This is a genomic window from Lysinibacillus sphaericus (assembly GCF_002982115.1).
In the GTDB taxonomy this organism is placed as follows: domain Bacteria; phylum Bacillota; class Bacilli; order Bacillales_A; family Planococcaceae; genus Lysinibacillus; species Lysinibacillus sphaericus.
Genome location: NZ_CP019980.1, coordinates 4,298,880 through 4,315,710, shown reverse-complemented (window position 1 = coordinate 4,315,710; position 16,831 = coordinate 4,298,880). Strand labels below are relative to the sequence as shown.

General features: G+C 36.5%; 15 protein-coding genes. 12 read left to right on the top strand and 3 right to left on the bottom strand.

Annotated elements, in window-relative coordinates:
* Nucleotides 1-240: 240 nt before the first annotated feature.
* Nucleotides 241-1,257, top strand: coding sequence for a GGDEF domain-containing protein (locus tag LS41612_RS21005; RefSeq protein WP_024364659.1), 1,017 nt, complete (start codon nt 241-243; stop codon nt 1,255-1,257).
* 52 nt (nt 1,258-1,309) lie between these two features.
* On the opposite strand, the gene LS41612_RS21000 is transcribed toward LS41612_RS21005, so the two are convergent.
* A complete protein-coding gene (locus tag LS41612_RS21000) occupies nt 1,310-2,437 on the bottom strand; it encodes a response regulator (RefSeq protein ID WP_024364658.1) in 1,128 nt (375 codons plus the stop codon).
* Between the two features lie 546 nt (nt 2,438-2,983).
* On the opposite strand from LS41612_RS21000, the gene LS41612_RS20995 reads away from it, so the two are divergent.
* The 4 genes from LS41612_RS20995 (at nt 2,984) to LS41612_RS20980 (ending at nt 5,302) form a co-directional block, all read left to right on the top strand.
* Nucleotides 2,984-3,775: a 3D domain-containing protein gene (locus LS41612_RS20995; protein ID WP_024364657.1), complete on the top strand. Its 792-nt coding sequence runs from the start codon at nt 2,984-2,986 to the stop codon at nt 3,773-3,775.
* 233 nt (nt 3,776-4,008) lie between these two features.
* Complete coding sequence (locus LS41612_RS23950) at nt 4,009-4,188, top strand: helix-turn-helix domain-containing protein (RefSeq protein ID WP_024364656.1); 180 nt, start codon at nt 4,009-4,011, stop codon at nt 4,186-4,188.
* 140 nt (nt 4,189-4,328) lie between these two features.
* Entirely contained in the window at nt 4,329-4,568 is a 240-nt protein-coding gene (locus LS41612_RS23945) for a zinc ribbon domain-containing protein (RefSeq protein WP_371830854.1), read from the top strand.
* A 221-nt stretch (nt 4,569-4,789) separates the two neighbouring features.
* Complete coding sequence (locus LS41612_RS20980; protein WP_227665399.1) at nt 4,790-5,302, top strand: superoxide dismutase family protein; 513 nt, start codon at nt 4,790-4,792, stop codon at nt 5,300-5,302.
* A gap of 269 nt (nt 5,303-5,571) precedes the next feature.
* Here LS41612_RS20980 and LS41612_RS20975 read toward each other — a convergent pair.
* Nucleotides 5,572-6,722, bottom strand: a protein-coding gene (locus LS41612_RS20975; RefSeq protein ID WP_105928880.1) for an IS3 family transposase whose coding sequence is annotated in 2 segments (ribosomal slippage) — nt 5,572-6,449 and nt 6,449-6,722 — 1,152 coding nt in all. Because the reading frame shifts where the segments join, the coding sequence is not laid out codon by codon here.
* A gap of 448 nt (nt 6,723-7,170) precedes the next feature.
* On the opposite strand from LS41612_RS20975, the gene LS41612_RS20970 reads away from it, so the two are divergent.
* The 7 genes from LS41612_RS20970 (at nt 7,171) to nhaC (ending at nt 15,382) form a co-directional block, all read left to right on the top strand.
* Entirely contained in the window at nt 7,171-7,737 is a 567-nt protein-coding gene (locus LS41612_RS20970) for a superoxide dismutase family protein (protein ID WP_024362721.1), read from the top strand.
* Nucleotides 7,738-8,164: 427 nt separating this feature from the next.
* Nucleotides 8,165-9,160: a TAXI family TRAP transporter solute-binding subunit gene (locus LS41612_RS20965; RefSeq protein ID WP_024362722.1), complete on the top strand. Its 996-nt coding sequence runs from the start codon at nt 8,165-8,167 to the stop codon at nt 9,158-9,160.
* Between the two features lie 228 nt (nt 9,161-9,388).
* Nucleotides 9,389-9,883, top strand: coding sequence for a DUF1850 domain-containing protein (locus LS41612_RS20960; protein ID WP_229388318.1), 495 nt, complete (start codon nt 9,389-9,391; stop codon nt 9,881-9,883).
* The gene (locus tag LS41612_RS20955) at nt 9,880-11,916 is read left to right on the top strand and encodes a TRAP transporter permease (RefSeq protein ID WP_024362724.1); all 2,037 of its coding nucleotides are present in this window, start codon (nt 9,880-9,882) and stop codon (nt 11,914-11,916) included. The genes LS41612_RS20960 and LS41612_RS20955 overlap by 4 nt, the downstream gene beginning before the upstream one ends.
* 236 nt (nt 11,917-12,152) lie before the next feature.
* On the top strand, nt 12,153-12,296 hold the full coding sequence (locus LS41612_RS23390) for a hypothetical protein (RefSeq protein ID WP_162832718.1): 144 nt from the start codon (nt 12,153-12,155) through the stop codon (nt 12,294-12,296).
* Nucleotides 12,297-12,540: 244 nt separating this feature from the next.
* The gene (locus LS41612_RS20950) at nt 12,541-13,653 is read left to right on the top strand and encodes an amidohydrolase (protein WP_024362725.1); all 1,113 of its coding nucleotides are present in this window, start codon (nt 12,541-12,543) and stop codon (nt 13,651-13,653) included.
* Between the two features lie 280 nt (nt 13,654-13,933).
* A complete protein-coding gene (gene nhaC, locus LS41612_RS20945; protein ID WP_024362726.1) occupies nt 13,934-15,382 on the top strand; it encodes a Na+/H+ antiporter NhaC in 1,449 nt (482 codons plus the stop codon).
* Nucleotides 15,383-15,564: 182 nt separating this feature from the next.
* On the opposite strand, the gene LS41612_RS20940 is transcribed toward nhaC, so the two are convergent.
* Nucleotides 15,565-16,806: an HTH domain-containing protein gene (locus LS41612_RS20940; protein WP_024362727.1), complete on the bottom strand. Its 1,242-nt coding sequence runs from the start codon at nt 16,804-16,806 to the stop codon at nt 15,565-15,567.
* Nucleotides 16,807-16,831 lie beyond the last annotated feature (25 nt).

The following is a 16,831-nucleotide window of genomic DNA, read 5'->3' as shown; positions in this document are numbered from 1 at the left end:
AAAGAAAATATGCATTTCGCTCTAAAGAAAACTTTATGTATATAAATTGAAGATTTTCACACATTATTAGTTCTTTTTGAGTAATTGTGTTTTGAGTTACAGAGGTTAAAACGATTAGTTGTTAAGTATTTTTTAAGAGGTATGACGTATGATGATGAAATAAAAACTTTTAATATGAGAATTGAACTTATTATATATAGCTTTAGCAAAATATCATCTCAATGGGAGAAATGATCTATTGTGGAGAAATTTAAGTTAAATTTATCGTTTGTCATTGTTAGTATGATAATAATTGTTGTACTCGTTACATCAAGTATCAGTATTTGGATTAGTTATAAAAGTTACAGTGAAATGCTAACACAGCCTAACCATGCTTTACAGGAAGCTTTTATAGAGGAAGTTTCTGATATAGCTGAAATCTATGTACAAGAGTCATTACAAAACTCACAAACAGAATTTTTAGTTAAGGATAGGCTTGAACAGGCAGTAAGTCAGTTACAAAAAGAAAGTGTTGTCTCTGTTAGTGTGTTTTTCAAAAAAATACTTCTTCCTTTATTGTTAATAGTAGCAATCGTTTTCATATTGGTACTGTGGTTTGTGTTGAAAATTATTCGACCTCTACAAGATATTGTTAAAAGTGGACAAGAGGGCTGTGGAATTAACGATTTAAAATTAGTGAATGACTGGTATGCTGAGGCGAGCAACTTGAAAGATGCCATGTTAAAGGTAAAAGCTGATTCACAAAATAAAATTAAGGAATTGACTGACCAGTTGAAATTAGATTCTTTAACAGGTATTCCGAATCGCCGAAGCATGGATCAAGTATTAAGTAATTTAATTGCAGAGAAAGTGCCACATGCCATTATTTTAATCGATTTAGATGAATTCAAAAGTGTCAATGATACATATGGGCATACAGTGGGGGATGAGGTTTTAAAAGCTTTTGCAAACAAAATGAAGGAAAGCGTTCAGGGAAGCTGTTTTAGATATGGAGGAGAGGAGTTTTTAATTATTTTGCCTTATACGGCAATTGAAGACGCCGTTAAATTAGCAGAGGAATTGCGAGTTAAACAAGCGCAAGCTGAAAATCCTAGTGGTCGTCCAGTTACCTTGTCGGCAGGTGTTACAGTTTTTTCTTCTTCGATTTGTGACCCGAATCAGTTAATAGCTATTGCTGATCAGGCATTGTATGAGGCAAAACAATCAGGTAGAAACTGTATACGTGTGGTGGAGGATTTCTCTCGAATTAGTAGTTAATTACCTTCAACAACCAAAAAATGTAGCTGTCTCTTAGGAGGCAGCTACATTTTTACTCTTGCGCTATTGTTGCGTATAATTCTATGGTCTCTTGATTAGGTGAAATATCTAGGTCAGTAAACAAGGTCTTCTTAAAGTCTTTGTAAACTTTTACTGCATTAGCACGATTATCTTCTTCAATATAGAGTTGAAGAAGCTCTTGGATGATTTTATCTGAATAAGGATTGTAGTCCAGCATCACTAGTAAAGTACGCTCCATTTTTTCTACATTGTTTGTTGCCTTGTAATGCTCAACTAAATAATTTAGTAAAAGCGTAATTTGGTTATGAATGAAATTCGACTTACTATGAATCCAAGAGTAATCTAATGTAGCCATGTATTCTCCATGAGAGTTTTGAATAAATGCCTCCGCTCTTTCTATATCTAGCTCCCCGAATTCCTCTTTGTGCTTTAACAGGTGCTCTAATTCTAAGACATCAGATTGAAAATTCTCTAGCTGTAAAATATAACAGCCGTTTACATATTGTAAAACGTTAAAGTACCCTAAAGCTGAGAGAGTCGTACGTAGATAAGAAACTGTTGTATGAAGTTGCACTCTTGCCTTTTTGTATTCAGTTTCAGCCCATAATGCTTCGATGATTGTATCTCTAGGCACATGGCTGTTGAGATTAGATAAAAGAAAGGCAAATAATTCTTTTGTTTTAACAGTTCGCCAATGCACGATGTTCTTATTATGTAAAACAGTGAATCCGCCTAAGCACTGGATACTAAGGGAGTACTCATTCTGTTGCACTCGAGTAGGGGGGGCTATTTCTAATTGGAATAGTTCATGTATCCTATTGATAGTCATCTCAAGTCGAGATTTAGAAATAGGCTTTAGTAAATAGTCTAAGGAATTAATTTCAAATGCCTGTACAGCATAATCTCGATACGCTGTCACAAAAACAATACAGACATTTTTCTTCCACTCCTTTAATATTTGAGCAATTTGCAAACCGTCCATTCCTGGCATTTCAACATCTAAAAAAGCGACATGATAGTCCAATGTAGGTGCCTCATCAAGCAAATCTTTAATTGTTGAAAAAGCTTTAACAACCTCTACTGAATCAAATTCTTTCAACTTTTTTTCCATGTTTAAAAGAGCTAACGGTTCATCATCTGCAATTATTACTCGAATCACAGTAGGACACCAACTTTCAAATTAGTATATGACCTAACTATTTGTATTTTAGGTATTACATATAGTATTTAAATTGTAATTATTAGGTTAATAAAACTTTATTTTACATTAACAGAGGAAACGCAATAAGTATACAGAGTGATTCACTTGCTAAACACATTTTTTCTACAGCAACTAGAGCAGTGTGAATCCCCATTCGATTACTGTTTGGTTTAACCCATTAACAAAGTTCACTTTATAAAATCGAGTTCAAGGCATCTCCTTTCCTACTTTATCGGCTATAAAAACTGTATTTCCATTATATAAAATATGCAAATAGATTGTAGAGATTTGATCTTAATTTTCCATATAATTGTTTAATTGGAGAAAAAATTGATTGAAATTGTATATTTTACTGATTAAATAGTAATAATTTGTAATATCAGGTCCAAGTCCTGTGATATTTGGATGCATTCTACAATAATGCTTGTATACTTAAGAGCCTAATTCTCTAGTGTGCTAGCAACAGATTGCAGAAATATAAAACAACTGGAGGTATTACTTATTATGAAGAAAAAGGCAATAGCATTAGCTGTAGCATTGACTCTTGGTATGGGGATGTTCGGGAGTACCACTTCTGCTAAGGGAGTATATACTGGTCAGACGAGCAACATACTTTGGGGCATCTCACCTATTTATAATTTGAGTTTAGCCGAGTTGCAACAGTTAGACGAATTTGATTCGATATGGATTAATCCTGATCAGACCTTGAGTATGGAAAAAATACTGGAGGAAGAAAAGACAGATGACACCCACCTTATTGAGGCCGGTGATACATTATTCAGTCTTGCTAAAGTTCATAATGTTAAGGTGGACGATTTAAAAGAATGGAATAACCTCACATCAGATTTAATTTTAGTTGGTGAAACGTTAGCTGTTAAAGCTTCAGCAGCAAAGCCAAAAACAGCAAAAACCATTGCACAGAAGCCTGCAACAAAACAAGCTACAACAAAAACGGCCACAACAAAACAAGCGACAACAACAGCAAGTGCTCCAGCGAGTCAAAATGGTCAGACATATACAATGCGTGCAACAGCTTATACAGCATATTGTAAAGGTTGTTCAGGTATTACAGCAAACGGGACAGACATACGCTCAAATCCAAATTTAAAGGTGATTGCTGTTGATCCACGTGTTATTCCCCTTGGAACGAAGGTGTGGGTAGAAGGTTATGGCGAAGCGATAGCTGCTGATACTGGTGGTGCGATAAAAGGAAATAAAATTGATGTATTTATTCCTTCTGATGGACAAGCTCGTAATTGGGGTGTTCGAACAGTTACGGTAAAAATTTTAAATTAATACAACATAGGGATTTCTCAGTATTTTTCTGAGAAATCCCTTTATTTGTAATGAGGATAAATACCTAGTTATGAGTTGCGAGAGTATTCTGATAAATGATAAACTATAAAAAAAGGAGGATGATATAGTTTAAATGAATCTATACAAAAATAGTTAATTTTATAGTTGTTGCAGTGTAATCTCATTGTTGCAAATAAGATAGGCAAAACAGTTCAAAAGAGAGTTGCTAGAGAATGATACTGGCAAAGAAAGTTAGATTGTACCCAAGTGAATCGCAAGAACAAAAGTTGTGGCAATCAGTAGGAACAGCAAGATTTATCTATAATTGGACACTTGCAAAACAAGAAGAAAATTATAAAAATGGAGGCGAATTTTTAGCCGATACAGTTCTTAGGAAAAAAAATCTTATGTAGTTAGAAAAAATGAAAAGAGCTTAAAAAGACTACAAAGACAAGTAACTAGAAAATATAAACAAAATAAAAAAGGAAAGGAGTATGTCAAAACTAAAAATATTATAAAACTTGAAAATCGGATACGACTAGTCCACAGAAGATTGACAATATACGGACTAATTATCTTCACCAAACGACAACTTGAATATAAGTGTAAATTTAGAGGAATTGAGTTCGTAGTAGCAGATAGATTTTATCCATCATCCAAAACTTGCAGTCACTGTGGGGAGATTAACAAAGACTTAAAACTCAAAGATCGAGTTTATAGTTGTAGTTGTGGCTTATGTATTGATAGGGATTTAAATGCAAGTATTAATCTTGCCAAATATAAATTAGCATAATATCACCAACAAGATAACGCTAATATGTAGGATGCGTTGTATCCGAATTTACGCCCTCGGAGAGTTATATCAAACGAAAGTAGATGGGTTACTTGTAGCGATCGAAATCGGACTTGTTGAACAGGGAATTAAACAAGATTTATAGATATTTATAGATTTTTGGCAACGGTAATAAAATGAAATTGACAACTTTATTTATTATTTCTTTAGGTGTTTTTTTGGTGGGCTGCGCTGATAAGGATGAGAAAGCGGAACAACAATCAGTATCAGATAGCTCGGTTGCTTTAACTGCCACTGCGAAAGTAATGAGTTCGGATAATAAAAGTTTAGGAGAAGCCAAATTTGAAGAACAGGCTGATGGTGTGAAAGTAACCGTTACGGTAAGTGGTTTACCTGCTGGAAAACATGGTATGCATATACATGAAGTAGGGAAATGCGAAGGGCCGGATTTCGGTACTGCAGGAGGGCATTTCAATCCAACGCAGAAAGAGCATGGCAAGGATAATCCGCATGGCCATCATCTCGGGGATTTACCGAATTTAGAGGTAGCGGAGGACGGTACTGCAACTATGAGTGTCTTGGCAGAAGGTGTAACGTTACAAAAAGATGCTGAACACTCTTTGATGGATGGGGAAGGTACTGCGCTTGTTATTCATGAAAACGAGGACGACCATATGACAGACCCTACTGGTGAATCAGGCGGAAGAATTGCATGTGGTGTTATTCAATCATAATAGAAAAGGAGGCTGGGACAAAACTAAAATAATTTAAGGTACAGAGGAAAGGTGTTCATAAATTTTTGCTATATGGAGACTTAGCACACTTAGCTATTCTTGCTTTTGCAATAAATAAAAAATTAGAAGTGTTGCGGGACAGCGAGGGTTGCGGCTTACGTGTGTGCCCGCGGAAAGAACCGCCGAAGCGGACAACAACGGCGCTGCAAAAAAGTGTTAGATTGATTGCGGGACTGACCCCGATATATAAGACAGTAATCAAAAAAGCATTACCCAACCAGTTGTCGGTATTGAACCGGCGACTGGTTGTTTAGTTTCGTTTGAATTCGGTTATTGTTATAATAGTTTATATAGTCTTTGACAGTTTGTTCTACGATGGCCGTCGTAGTACTGTTCAAATTGTCTAAGTAGAATGTTTCAGACTTTAACACAGAATGAAACGATTCGATTGGGGCATTATCAGCGGGCGTACCTTTACGGGACATGCTCATGGTAATGCCTTTTGCTTTTACGGCCTGTTGATAATCATACGATGTGTATACCGCCCCTTGGTCACTGTGCAACGTACACCCTTCGGGCAAATGATGAAGTTGAGCTAATGTATCCAGCACAAAATCAGTATCTTGGCAGTCTCCAATCGAATAGGCAATAATTTCACCATTATATAAATCTTGAATACTTGAAAGATACAACTGTTTTTGACCAAATGGCAAGTAAGTAATATCAGTTACGAGCTTCTGTAACGGTGCGGTGGCTTCAAAATCGCGATTTAATAAATTTGCTGCGATTGCATAAGGTTGTCCTGTTCGTTTCCGTTTTTTCACTTTCACGCGACATTGCCAACCATATTTTTGCATGATACGTTGAACCACTTTATGATTGACGCACATTTCTTGACGTAAGAGTGCTGTAATTTTTCTGTAGCCATAGCGAAATTTATTTGCTCGACAGAGTTCACCGATACGTCTCTCTATTGCTTGACGAGACCTTGCATCGGTTGATGCCTGTTTCCAACGATAGTAGGTAGATCGTGCAATCCCAAAGTGTTTACAAATGTCCTTTACAGACATCATGCTTCTTAGTGACGCAACTAACTGTACTGCTACTTCTCCAACCACTTCCTCTCCAACTCTGCGTACTTTTTTAGCACCTCAATTTGTTGCTTTAAATAACGGTTTTCCAATGCTAATTTCGTTTGTTCATTGTCCGGTTCAGGACCCTTATTAAAGATATATTGTTTGCCTACAGGTTGTTTCAAACGATTGACTTCACCATTTCTATACCAACGCACCCATGTTTCGACCTGTGTTTTATGGCGTATATTTAATTCCAATAGAATCTGTTTGACAGGTACACCCGCTAATCGCATCTTAATCGCTTTCATTTTTACTTCATAGGGATAACTCACTCTTGTTCCCATAGAAAAAACACCTCCAAATTGAAATTTAAGTATCTATACCCGAATTTCAATCGAAGATGCTTTTTTTATTTGTCTATACCTATTGGGGTCAGTTCCTGCCATCAATCTAACACTTTTTCTCTTTTGTCCCAGCCTCTTTGTTGTTGTAGTTTGCACCGATAACAAGGTTTCACTACTAACTGATGGAAACGCAAGTGGTGCCCCCTGCTAAACAGTACAAATGTAAGCATAGGGTTACGGCTTACTATGCTTGGCCATCAACGGCATAGTAAGTATTCGATTGATTGGGGTCAATCGAATACGCTCAATATAAAGACTATAGCCATTAATTACTGTTACAAGCAGTTTTCATGATATTACCTTTTGATGGTGTGATGAGAAAACACCGGTATGTATTGCATAACTATTGGTAGAGATGGGTACCATCAGAAATAGAGGAGGTAATAACATGAAAAAAATATCTATATTAATTATTTCTTTGACTGTCTTTGTCGGAGGGTGCAATCTTTTTGATAAGAAAGATGAAAAAGTAGCCGTTAACTCTAATGCCAATTCGTCTTTAACGGCAACTGCAAAAGTAATTGGTTCAAATAATGAGAGCTATGGGAATGCTTTTTTTGAGGAAGAAGACAATGGGGTTAAAGTAACTTTAGCATTAAGTGGTTTACCAGCGGGCACACATGGTATTCATATCCATTCAGTAGCGAAGTGTGAAGCACCTAAGTTTGAATCGGCAGGTTCGCATTTTAATCCAACAAATAAGGAGCATGGAAAATTAAATCCTAACGGTTATCATTTAGGTGATTTACCAAATTTAGAAGTTGGTGAAGATGGGACGGTAGATTTAAATTTCTTAGCTGAAGGTGTAACATTACAAAAGAATGCTGAAAATTCCTTAATGGATGGAGAAGGTACTTCATTAGTTATCCATGAAGCAGCAGACGATTATAAAACAGACCCTGCTGGTAATTCAGGTGCAAGAATTGCATGTGGAGCAATCCAGTCAGGAAGTTAGTTGGCTAATTTGTTAACATAAAGTTGAAACACCCTACCACTACGTATTGTGGGGGGGTTTTTTGCGTTACAGGCTGCTCGCATAGACGGGCGGGGCTTATGCATCCTCCACCACTACGTTGTGTAGTTGGTTGTGAGTTTCATCCTATTTTCCATGTAATAAAAATAAATAGCTAGCAAGGAGTATATTTTTATACAATATGTATACATTTCTACACTAGTATATTTTATTGTAGTAGAGTATTTTTTAGTTTATTAGAGAAAAAAGAAGGGTAAATAACAGCGTATTATAATTGGGTGTTGTTCGTATTTATGTCATTTTGTATAATTATAATTATCTGAATTTACTATAAATAGGTTGACATAATTATACTAAATTTGATAATTTTAAATTGATTCTTAATTATAACCAAAGGGGGAAGGTTAATATGAAGAAAAAGCAATTTAGATTATTCATGCTATTAAGTGCCATTGCGCTATTAATTTTAGCGGCATGTGGATCTGATAGTAGTACAGGTTCGGATAAGGAAAATGGGAATGGTGATACAGCTAGCTCTGAAAAGCCAAAATTTTTAAGTTTATTAACAGGTGGAACGCAAGGTACTTACTATGCATTAGGTGGTACATTTGCTGATTTAATTACAACAGAAACAGGTATTAAAACGACAGCAGAAGTTTCACAAGCCTCTGCAGCAAATATGACTGCCTTGCAAGAAGGTAAAGGTGAGATTGCGTTTGTGCAAACAGATATCGCTTATTACGCAACTGAAGGTAAATTCATGTTTGAAGGTAAAAAAATTGATACGATTGCGGCATTAGGTGCACTTTACCCAGAGACTGTTCAATTAGTAACAACTGAAGCTTCTGGTATTAAAACATATGCAGATTTAAAAGGGAAAAAAGTTTCTGTAGGGGCTCCGGGTTCTGGGACTTATGCCAATGCTGAACAATTACTTGAAATTCATGGTTTAACAATGGATGACATTAAAGCGCAAAATCTTGATTTTGGTGAGTCTACTGATGGTCTTCAATCAGGCCAAATTGATGCGGCATTTATTACTGCTGGTACACCAACAGGGGCTGTAGAGGCATTAAATGCGACGACAAAAGTTAATATTATCGGTGTAGATGCTGGTAAAGCAGATGAGCTTATTGCCAAATATCCTTACTATGCAAAAGATACAGTAAAAGCTGGTACTTACGGTATTGCGAATGATACAGAGACTGTTTCTGTTCTTGCGATGTTAGCAGTGAATAAGGATTTACCAGAAGATGTTGTATATGCTATGACAAAAGCGATTTATAGTAATACAGACAAAATTTCACATGCTAAAGGTGCATTTATTAAAGCTGAAACAGCTTTAGATGGTATCAGTATTGATATTCATCCAGGTGCTCAAAAATACTTTGATGAAAATAAATAGGACAACATCGCTTTACATGTTCCAAGCTATTGAAAAACGAACATTTGCTCGTGGTTTAACAAGGTGATTTTTGGACATTGATAATGGTTTTTTATATTTTCTTAAACATGAAAGGGGCTCGGATTGCGTAAAGCTTCGGGCCCCTTTTTGTTACATAAAGATGCTAGCAAAATAGCGAATAGTTTTTAAAGTGGGGGAACAGATGTGATGCGAAAGAGGAGAATAGGTTTGGTAATAGCCGTATGTTGTATATGCCTCGGCATCATTATTTTTCTTCCTCTTCAAAAGGTATTCGCATTTACAGAAACAAGGGTAGACGATCCAATCGTACATTATATTCCACTAACATCTGATGAGGATTTTCGTATAAGGTACACACACTCTATCCATAAATCAGATGTACTGGAATATTATCGTTGTATAGAAGAACAGCGTATTCAAATGATTGGAATGGAGTATGAAGACTTAGCAATTGGGATGCCTGGCTACGCTGAGGAAAATCAAACGTTAACACAACGAGATGGTAAATATTTTTTGCGATTTGACAAGGAAGTCATTGAAAACTTCACAATTTATATCGGGGATTTAGACTTAGACCTTGTGTTTGTTTACAAGGAACAAGAATACGATTTAAAAAAAGATTTGCAAAGGGGTAAGTCCTATTTATTTGAGGTGAAGCGATTATCGCTTTATGAACGATGGAAAGGAGTTAGGATGAAATGACAAAACAGCATGAACGTAACACCGAGGTAAAAGAAGAATTTGAACAAATATCCGCTGAAGCGCAACAAGCGATACTTGAAAAATACGATATCGAATCCAATGTGCGAACGATATCAGGCATTATGAAACATATAATCTTCTTTGGATTATTGGCATTTTCATTGTTTCAATTGTATACAGCGATTTTTGGGCAATTTACAGCACCCATTCAACGGACGATTCACTTAGGGTTTGGTTTAGCTCTGATTTTCTTATTATTTCCAGCCCGTAGAAAGGCGCCAAAGCATAAAATTGCATGGTTTGATTATATTTTATCGTTATTATCGGTAGTAGTCGGTTCATATTGGGCATTGAATTATACAGAACTTGTTAATCGCAATGGGACCATTACACAGTTGGATTTTATAGTCGGTTTAATAGCTGTTTTTCTTGTGCTTGAGGCTGCACGTCGAGCGGTAGGTTTACCGATAACGATTATCGCAGTATGTTTTTTAATTTATGCCTATTTCGGTCCTTATTTCCCAGCCTTTATGGCGCATAGAGGTCAGGATTTTGAAAGTATTGTGAATCTGATGTTTTATACGACAGATGGTATTTTAGGAACACCGATTAGTGTATCGGCTACATTTATCTTTGTATTCTTATTATTCGGGGCATTTCTTGTAAAAACAGGAGTTGGGCAATATTTTAATGATCTGGCTGTAGCATTCGCTGGAAAATTAATTGGTGGGCCAGCAAAAGTAGCTGTCTTTTCAAGTGCTCTACAAGGTATGATTTCAGGAAGCTCTGTTGCCAATGTAGTCACATCTGGTTCATACACGATTCCGATGATGAAAAAGCTAGGATACCGTAAAGAATTTGCTGGTGCAGTTGAAGCGGCTGCTTCTACTGGCGGGCAGTTAATGCCTCCAATTATGGGTGCTGCGGCATTTCTAATGGTGGAGTTCATTGGACGTGGAATTACATATTGGGATATTGCAAAAGCAGCTGCTATTCCTGCGTTGCTGTATTTTACAGGTATTTGGATTATGACGCATTTTGAAGCGAAGCGTGTCGGCTTAAAAGGCTTACGTGATGATCAAATGCCAAATCGTAAAGAGGTATTTAAGAAGATTTACCTGTTACTACCAATTGTTTCTATTATTATACTGATGCTAACAGGTACGCCTGTTATGCATGCTGCACTGTATGGGATTTTAATATCCATTGCAGTCGCGATGTTTAACAAAGATACACGCTTAAAGCCGAAAGATATTATCGATGCACTAGTTGAAGGAGCTCGTACAGCACTTGGTGTAGTTGCGGCAACAGCTTGCGCTGGTATTATTGTAGGGGTAGTGGTTAAAACAGGTTTAGGCTTAAGTTTAGCTAATAGTTTAGTAGCTTTAGCTGGAGGAAGTATTATTTTAACACTTGTTTTCGTTATGATTGCTTCACTAATTTTAGGAATGGGTGCTCCAACAACGGCAAACTATGTTATTACATCAACCATTGCAGCACCAGCGATTGTGGCATTATTATCGCCTAATACACCACAAGAATTAGTGCCAGTTGTTGTCTTATTATCGGCGCACTTCTTTGTGTTCTATTTTGGTATTATTGCCGATATTACACCGCCAGTAGCACTTGCTGCATTTGCTGCTTCTGGAATATCAGGTGGCGATCCAATTAAGACTGGTGTAAACTCTGCAAAACTTGCCATTGCAGCATTTATTATTCCGTATATGATTGTTTTCTCACCAGCTTTATTAATGATTGATACAACGATACCGCAAATATTATGGGTAGTCTTTACGGCTGTTACGGGAATGGTTGCAATTGGTGCTGGCGTAATTGGCTATTGGTATCGTAAAGTGTTGTGGTTTGAACGTCTGATTGCCATCGTAGCTGGATTATTGCTCATCTATCCTGAAAAATTCTCTGACTGGGCAGGTCTCGCAATCTTTATTGTGCTTGTAGTGATTCAAATTTTAACACAGCATAAGTATGGCGGTAACGGTATGGACAATGATAATAAAAGCGTAACAGCTTAAGGAAATCGTAAGAGCATCCAAGTAAAGTAGTCACTTGGATGCTTTTTTGATATGGAAAAATGGAGAGGGATGACCATTGCTGTTTATTCGAATTTATTTTAAGTATATCTTATATCAAAAAGAGATGAAATCGATATATATTATGCATAATGAGTATTATTTATTGATTTTTAATAAAAAGTTAGTATATAATAAAATTATCAGAAAATTCAATTAACAAAGGAAGGTGACGAGGAATGGAACAATTATTAAACTCGAAATTTGAAACGTATTTGATGGATCAAGAGGCAGAATTCCTGACATCAAACCAAAATATTGAGGAGCAAACAAATCAACTCCAATATGAAGAATATCCAGAAGGTTTTTTTTCAAGTTTATAACGCATTTTCAAAAAGGCTGTGCTAAAAGTGGAACGACTACTTTTAACACAGCCTTTTACTATTGCATAAAAGTATAGTACAGTCACCTTTTTATGAAGTTTACATAAAATAGTAAGAAGTGTTGAAGCGTTTTATTATGAAGTTATATGATTTTAAAATGGATATAGTACTAATTTCATATATACTTTTCTAAAAAGCTTTCATGTATAATGGGGGAGAAAAAAAGGTATATCGAGGTGTGGTTATGACAAGTGCAGCAATGTTAGAAGAATCAATGTATCAATGGTTTGAACATTTTCATAATTATCCAGAAGTAAGTTGGAAGGAGTATGAAACAACTAAGAAAATTGCATCTATTTTAGATGACTTAAACGTATCTTACCGTTTATTAGGTGATGTGCCAGGGTTAATCGCTGAAATTGGTACAGGCGATGAGATTGTAGCAGTTCGTGCAGATATTGATGCGTTATGGCAAGAAGTAGATGGTAAATGGCAAGCGAATCACTCCTGTGGTCATGATGCTAATATTACAATGGTACTAGGAGCGCTATTATTGCTTAAAGATCGACCGCTGCAACATCGCGTCAGATTTATATTCCAACCTGCTGAAGAAGTGGGAAATGGTGCTTGTGCAGCATTTGACCGTGGAGCAGTTGACGATGTTTCGCATTTATTTGGTGTTCACTTGAGACCGATTGAAGAGTTGCCTTTAGGAAAGGTTTCACCTGCTATCCACCATGGTGCTGCCTATTTTTTAGATGGAACAATACATGGTATTGATGCCCATGGTGCAAGACCGCATCAAGGTAAAAATGCGATTGATGTCATTATGGCAATACAATTAATGTTAAATAGCATTCATTTATCTCCATTCGAGCCACACTCTGCCAAACTAACTAAGATTATTGCGGATGGTGGTAGCACGAATATTATTCCAGGTAGTGCTAGCTTTTCAATGGATATTCGGGCGCAGCATAATCATCAGTTAGAATTACTTCGAAGCCGCATTGAATCGGGACTAAAATCAATACAACAGCAGTTTGAAATTGAAATGAATTGGAAATGGGTCGATTTCACACCTGGTGCAGAGGTTTCACCAATTGCTGCTGAAATGGCTAAAAATGCTATTTTAGAAACACTCGGAGAGCAATTTTTGGCGGATGAAATTACAACACCAGGAAGCGATGATTTTCATTTTTATACAGTCAAAAAACCCGAACTAAAAGCGACAATGATTGGCATTGGTGCTAATTTAGTTCCTGGGCTGCATCATCCAAAAATGACTTTTGAACGAAGTGCATTAATAGACGCATCGAAAGTTCTTGCGTGTGTATTAGAAAAAAAGCCCATCCATTAATAGGTAATTCAAAGAGGTTCTATCCAAGCTCTACACGTTGGATAGAGCCTCTTTTTCCTTGCTTTTTGGGAAGAAATGCATAAAAATACGCGTTTTTGAATGGTTTGTAATTGCTATTTGGAAGCGTTTTTTTGCCCTTTAATATTCAGAATTGCTATAGAAGCATAAAATTTTTGCGTTGACTTTATATTTTTTGAATATTAAGCTAAAAATCGTAAAAATATATTTGCACTGATGAAATGCAAATTTATAATTGGGTGCAAAAAAAGGGGATGGGACAATGAAAAAGGATATTAGTGCAAGTTGGGCGCTCCTGACTTTTGCAATAATGATAACGACAATGCTAGTGACAGTAGTTATGTTAGAGCAAAGTCCACACGTGCCACTTATTGTAGGAACAATTGTGGCAGCAATTGTTGCCAAAAAACACGGCTTTAAGTGGATGGAAATAGAGGAAATGATGTATAAAGGTATTCGTCTAGCACTTCCAGCCATTGTCATTATTATTTTAGTAGGTTTGACAATTGGAGCATGGATTGGTGGTGGAGTCGTTGCTACCATGATTTTTTACGGCTTAAAGTTAATTTCGCCAGCTTGGTTTTTAGTAACGATCTTGCTATTATGTTCAATCGTTTCGCTAGCAATCGGTAGCTCATGGTCAACAATGGCAACAATCGGTGTTGCTGGTATGGGTATCGGTTTAAGTATGGGGATTCCTGCACCGATGATTGCAGGAGCAGTAATTTCAGGTTCATATTTTGGTGATAAAATGTCACCTTTATCGGATACAACAAATCTAGCAGCGGGCTTAACAAATACAGATTTGTTCGACCATATAAAACATATGCTATATACGACAATACCTGCATTAATCATTACACTTGTCGCATTTGGGTTTATGGGCAGAAGTTTTGCTGACGTAGCCATGAATTCTGAAAAAATACTGACTACGCTTGATGTTATGGAAAAAAGCTTTGTGATTTCTCCGTGGTTATTACTTGTCCCAGTTGGCGTTATTGTCATGGTGGCAAAAAAGGTTCCTGCGATACCAGCATTAATTATTGGGATTATTTCAGGATTCTTATTACAAATTTTTGTGCAAGGTGGATCGCCAACGATGGCTGTTCAAGCATTACAAGAAGGATTTGCTATTTCGACAGGAAATGAAATGGTGGACGAGCTCTTTAATCGTGGTGGCTTAGATTCAATGATGTATACGGTTTCAATGACGATTGTAGCCATGACATTCGGTGGGGTGTTAGAATATTCAGGCATGTTAAAAGCACTGATGGATGTCGTTGTGAAATTTGCTAAATCTACAGGCAGCCTTATTGCTTCAACAATTGCCGCATGTATTACAACAAATGCAACATGTTCAGAACAGTATATTTCGATTGTTGTACCTTCTCGTATGTTTGCAGGCGTATATCAAAACCGCGGCTTGCATTCGAAAAATTTATCGCGTGCGCTTGAAGATGGCGGAACGTTAACATCCGTATTCTTCCCATGGAATACTTGTGGTGTATTTATATTAGCAACGTTAGGTGTTAGCGCAATGGAATATGCACCTTATGCAATACTAAACTTTGTTGTGCCAATTATTTCAATTATTTATGGTTATGTCGGATTTGCCATTGTTAAGATGACACCAGAAGAAATTGAAGAGGCAAACCAACGTAAAAAAGATGCGCAAGAAAATGAAATGAATAATATGGTCGTAGCAGACTAAATTAAAACGAGTTTTGCTCAAATAGAGGGAATACTCTGAAGAATTTTGCTTAGTAAAGCCAAAGAGGGCAAGCCCCATCACGCAGCTAACTGTTGGCAAGAAGAGACTTTGTAATCATGATGTATACCATGAGATGAGGTGCTCGTTCGCCAAGGAAAGTGTTGTGATGGGGCTTGTTAGTTCTAAGAATAGGTTGCAAAATTTAATTCGTAAATTGTACGTGGTCGCCCCTGCTGATGGGTCATTTCTTCACCAACAATGTTCGCATAACCGTGGTCAACTAATTTTTTGATAATACGTTCAGTAGTCCGACGAGTAACTTGTAAGTATTCTGAAAGATTTTGCGCTGTAAATTGTGAAGATTGTCGTTCTCTACTAAATTGAATAATTTTCGAGATATTTAACGGGCTTAAGCTTGTCTGTTTAGCCATTTGTAAAATATACGGATCTTTTGTTTTTAAAGAGAGTTTACCTGCTGATTTTGGAAATGGGCCCAAAAGATTTTTTTGTTCATCTAAAATATAAATTTCATATGGTTTGGAAAATTTTAATGCATATGTCGCATTTTCAGCAGCTTCATATATGGAGTGTCCATAGCCAAAGGCGAGCCTAAAGGGCGTGTTTATTTGTTGCATTAGGTGCGATAAATTTTCCATGTCGAGTGCATTTTGTAAATGTCCAGCTGTTGTATAAAGCTCATAATAATGAGGGGTAATTTCCTTATAGGTTGCACGTATCGCTGCTGTAATTTGCTGTACAATGTCTGCGCATTGGTTATTTTCAGGAACAGCTAAAAATCCTACTACTGCTTTTGCCGATTCGGATTTAGTAAGCAGTGATCTTGATTTCGTTTCTTCAAGACATTGGATAATGGAACTTTTTGCATCTAACATGCGCATTGCAGGAATGTTCTGTAGCTGTAATTCATCAAATACACTATGAATGCTTGTAATAACATAATCAATTTGGTTGGCTTCCCAAAGAGCGACATGTTTTTTCAAAATATGTTTTGATGTTTCAGTAATGCAAATGGGGTGAACATATGGTTTTGTTCCGGTATATTCTATCTCTGATAGAACCTTATCGACAAAGATAGGGTGCATGACATCGATAGATACCCTTTGTAAAGAAATTGCTTTATTTGCAATAAGTGATAATAAAGTCGTCGCAATGGTTACCTCATCTTGCTTTAAATAATTCCAAGGAATCGGCAATGATTCGAGGGATGATTGGGCATGTAAATAGGGTAATGTTCCCCCGAGTAAAAGAGCATCACATGGTTTGATTTGTTTTAATAATGACGGTGCTTCGGAAGGCTGATTGTAAAGGTAAAATTCTAATTGAATATTCTCTATGTTTTGTGCGATACTAAGTATACGTTTCATAAAAGCTTTAGAACATATAATTGCTATTTTTGTAGGCATAGGCATCGTTCCTTTTCTATATTTT

Bases quoted from the DNA above. Each gene is read 5' to 3' on its own strand.
- LS41612_RS23950 (WP_024364656.1), top strand. From the start codon at position 4,009: ATGATACTGGCAAAGAAAGTTAGATTGTACCCAAGTGAATCGCAAGAA.
- LS41612_RS20970 (WP_024362721.1), top strand. From the start codon at position 7,171: ATGAAAAAAATATCTATATTAATTATTTCTTTGACTGTCTTTGTCGGA.
- LS41612_RS23390 (WP_162832718.1), top strand. From the start codon at position 12,153: ATGGAACAATTATTAAACTCGAAATTTGAAACGTATTTGATGGATCAA.
- LS41612_RS20995 (WP_024364657.1), top strand. From the start codon at position 2,984: ATGAAGAAAAAGGCAATAGCATTAGCTGTAGCATTGACTCTTGGTATG.
- LS41612_RS20940 (WP_024362727.1), bottom strand. From the start codon at position 16,806: ATGCCTACAAAAATAGCAATTATATGTTCTAAAGCTTTTATGAAACGT.
- LS41612_RS20965 (WP_024362722.1), top strand. From the start codon at position 8,165: ATGAAGAAAAAGCAATTTAGATTATTCATGCTATTAAGTGCCATTGCG.
- LS41612_RS20955 (WP_024362724.1), top strand. From the start codon at position 9,880: ATGACAAAACAGCATGAACGTAACACCGAGGTAAAAGAAGAATTTGAA.
- LS41612_RS20950 (WP_024362725.1), top strand. From the start codon at position 12,541: ATGACAAGTGCAGCAATGTTAGAAGAATCAATGTATCAATGGTTTGAA.
- nhaC (WP_024362726.1), top strand. From the start codon at position 13,934: ATGAAAAAGGATATTAGTGCAAGTTGGGCGCTCCTGACTTTTGCAATA.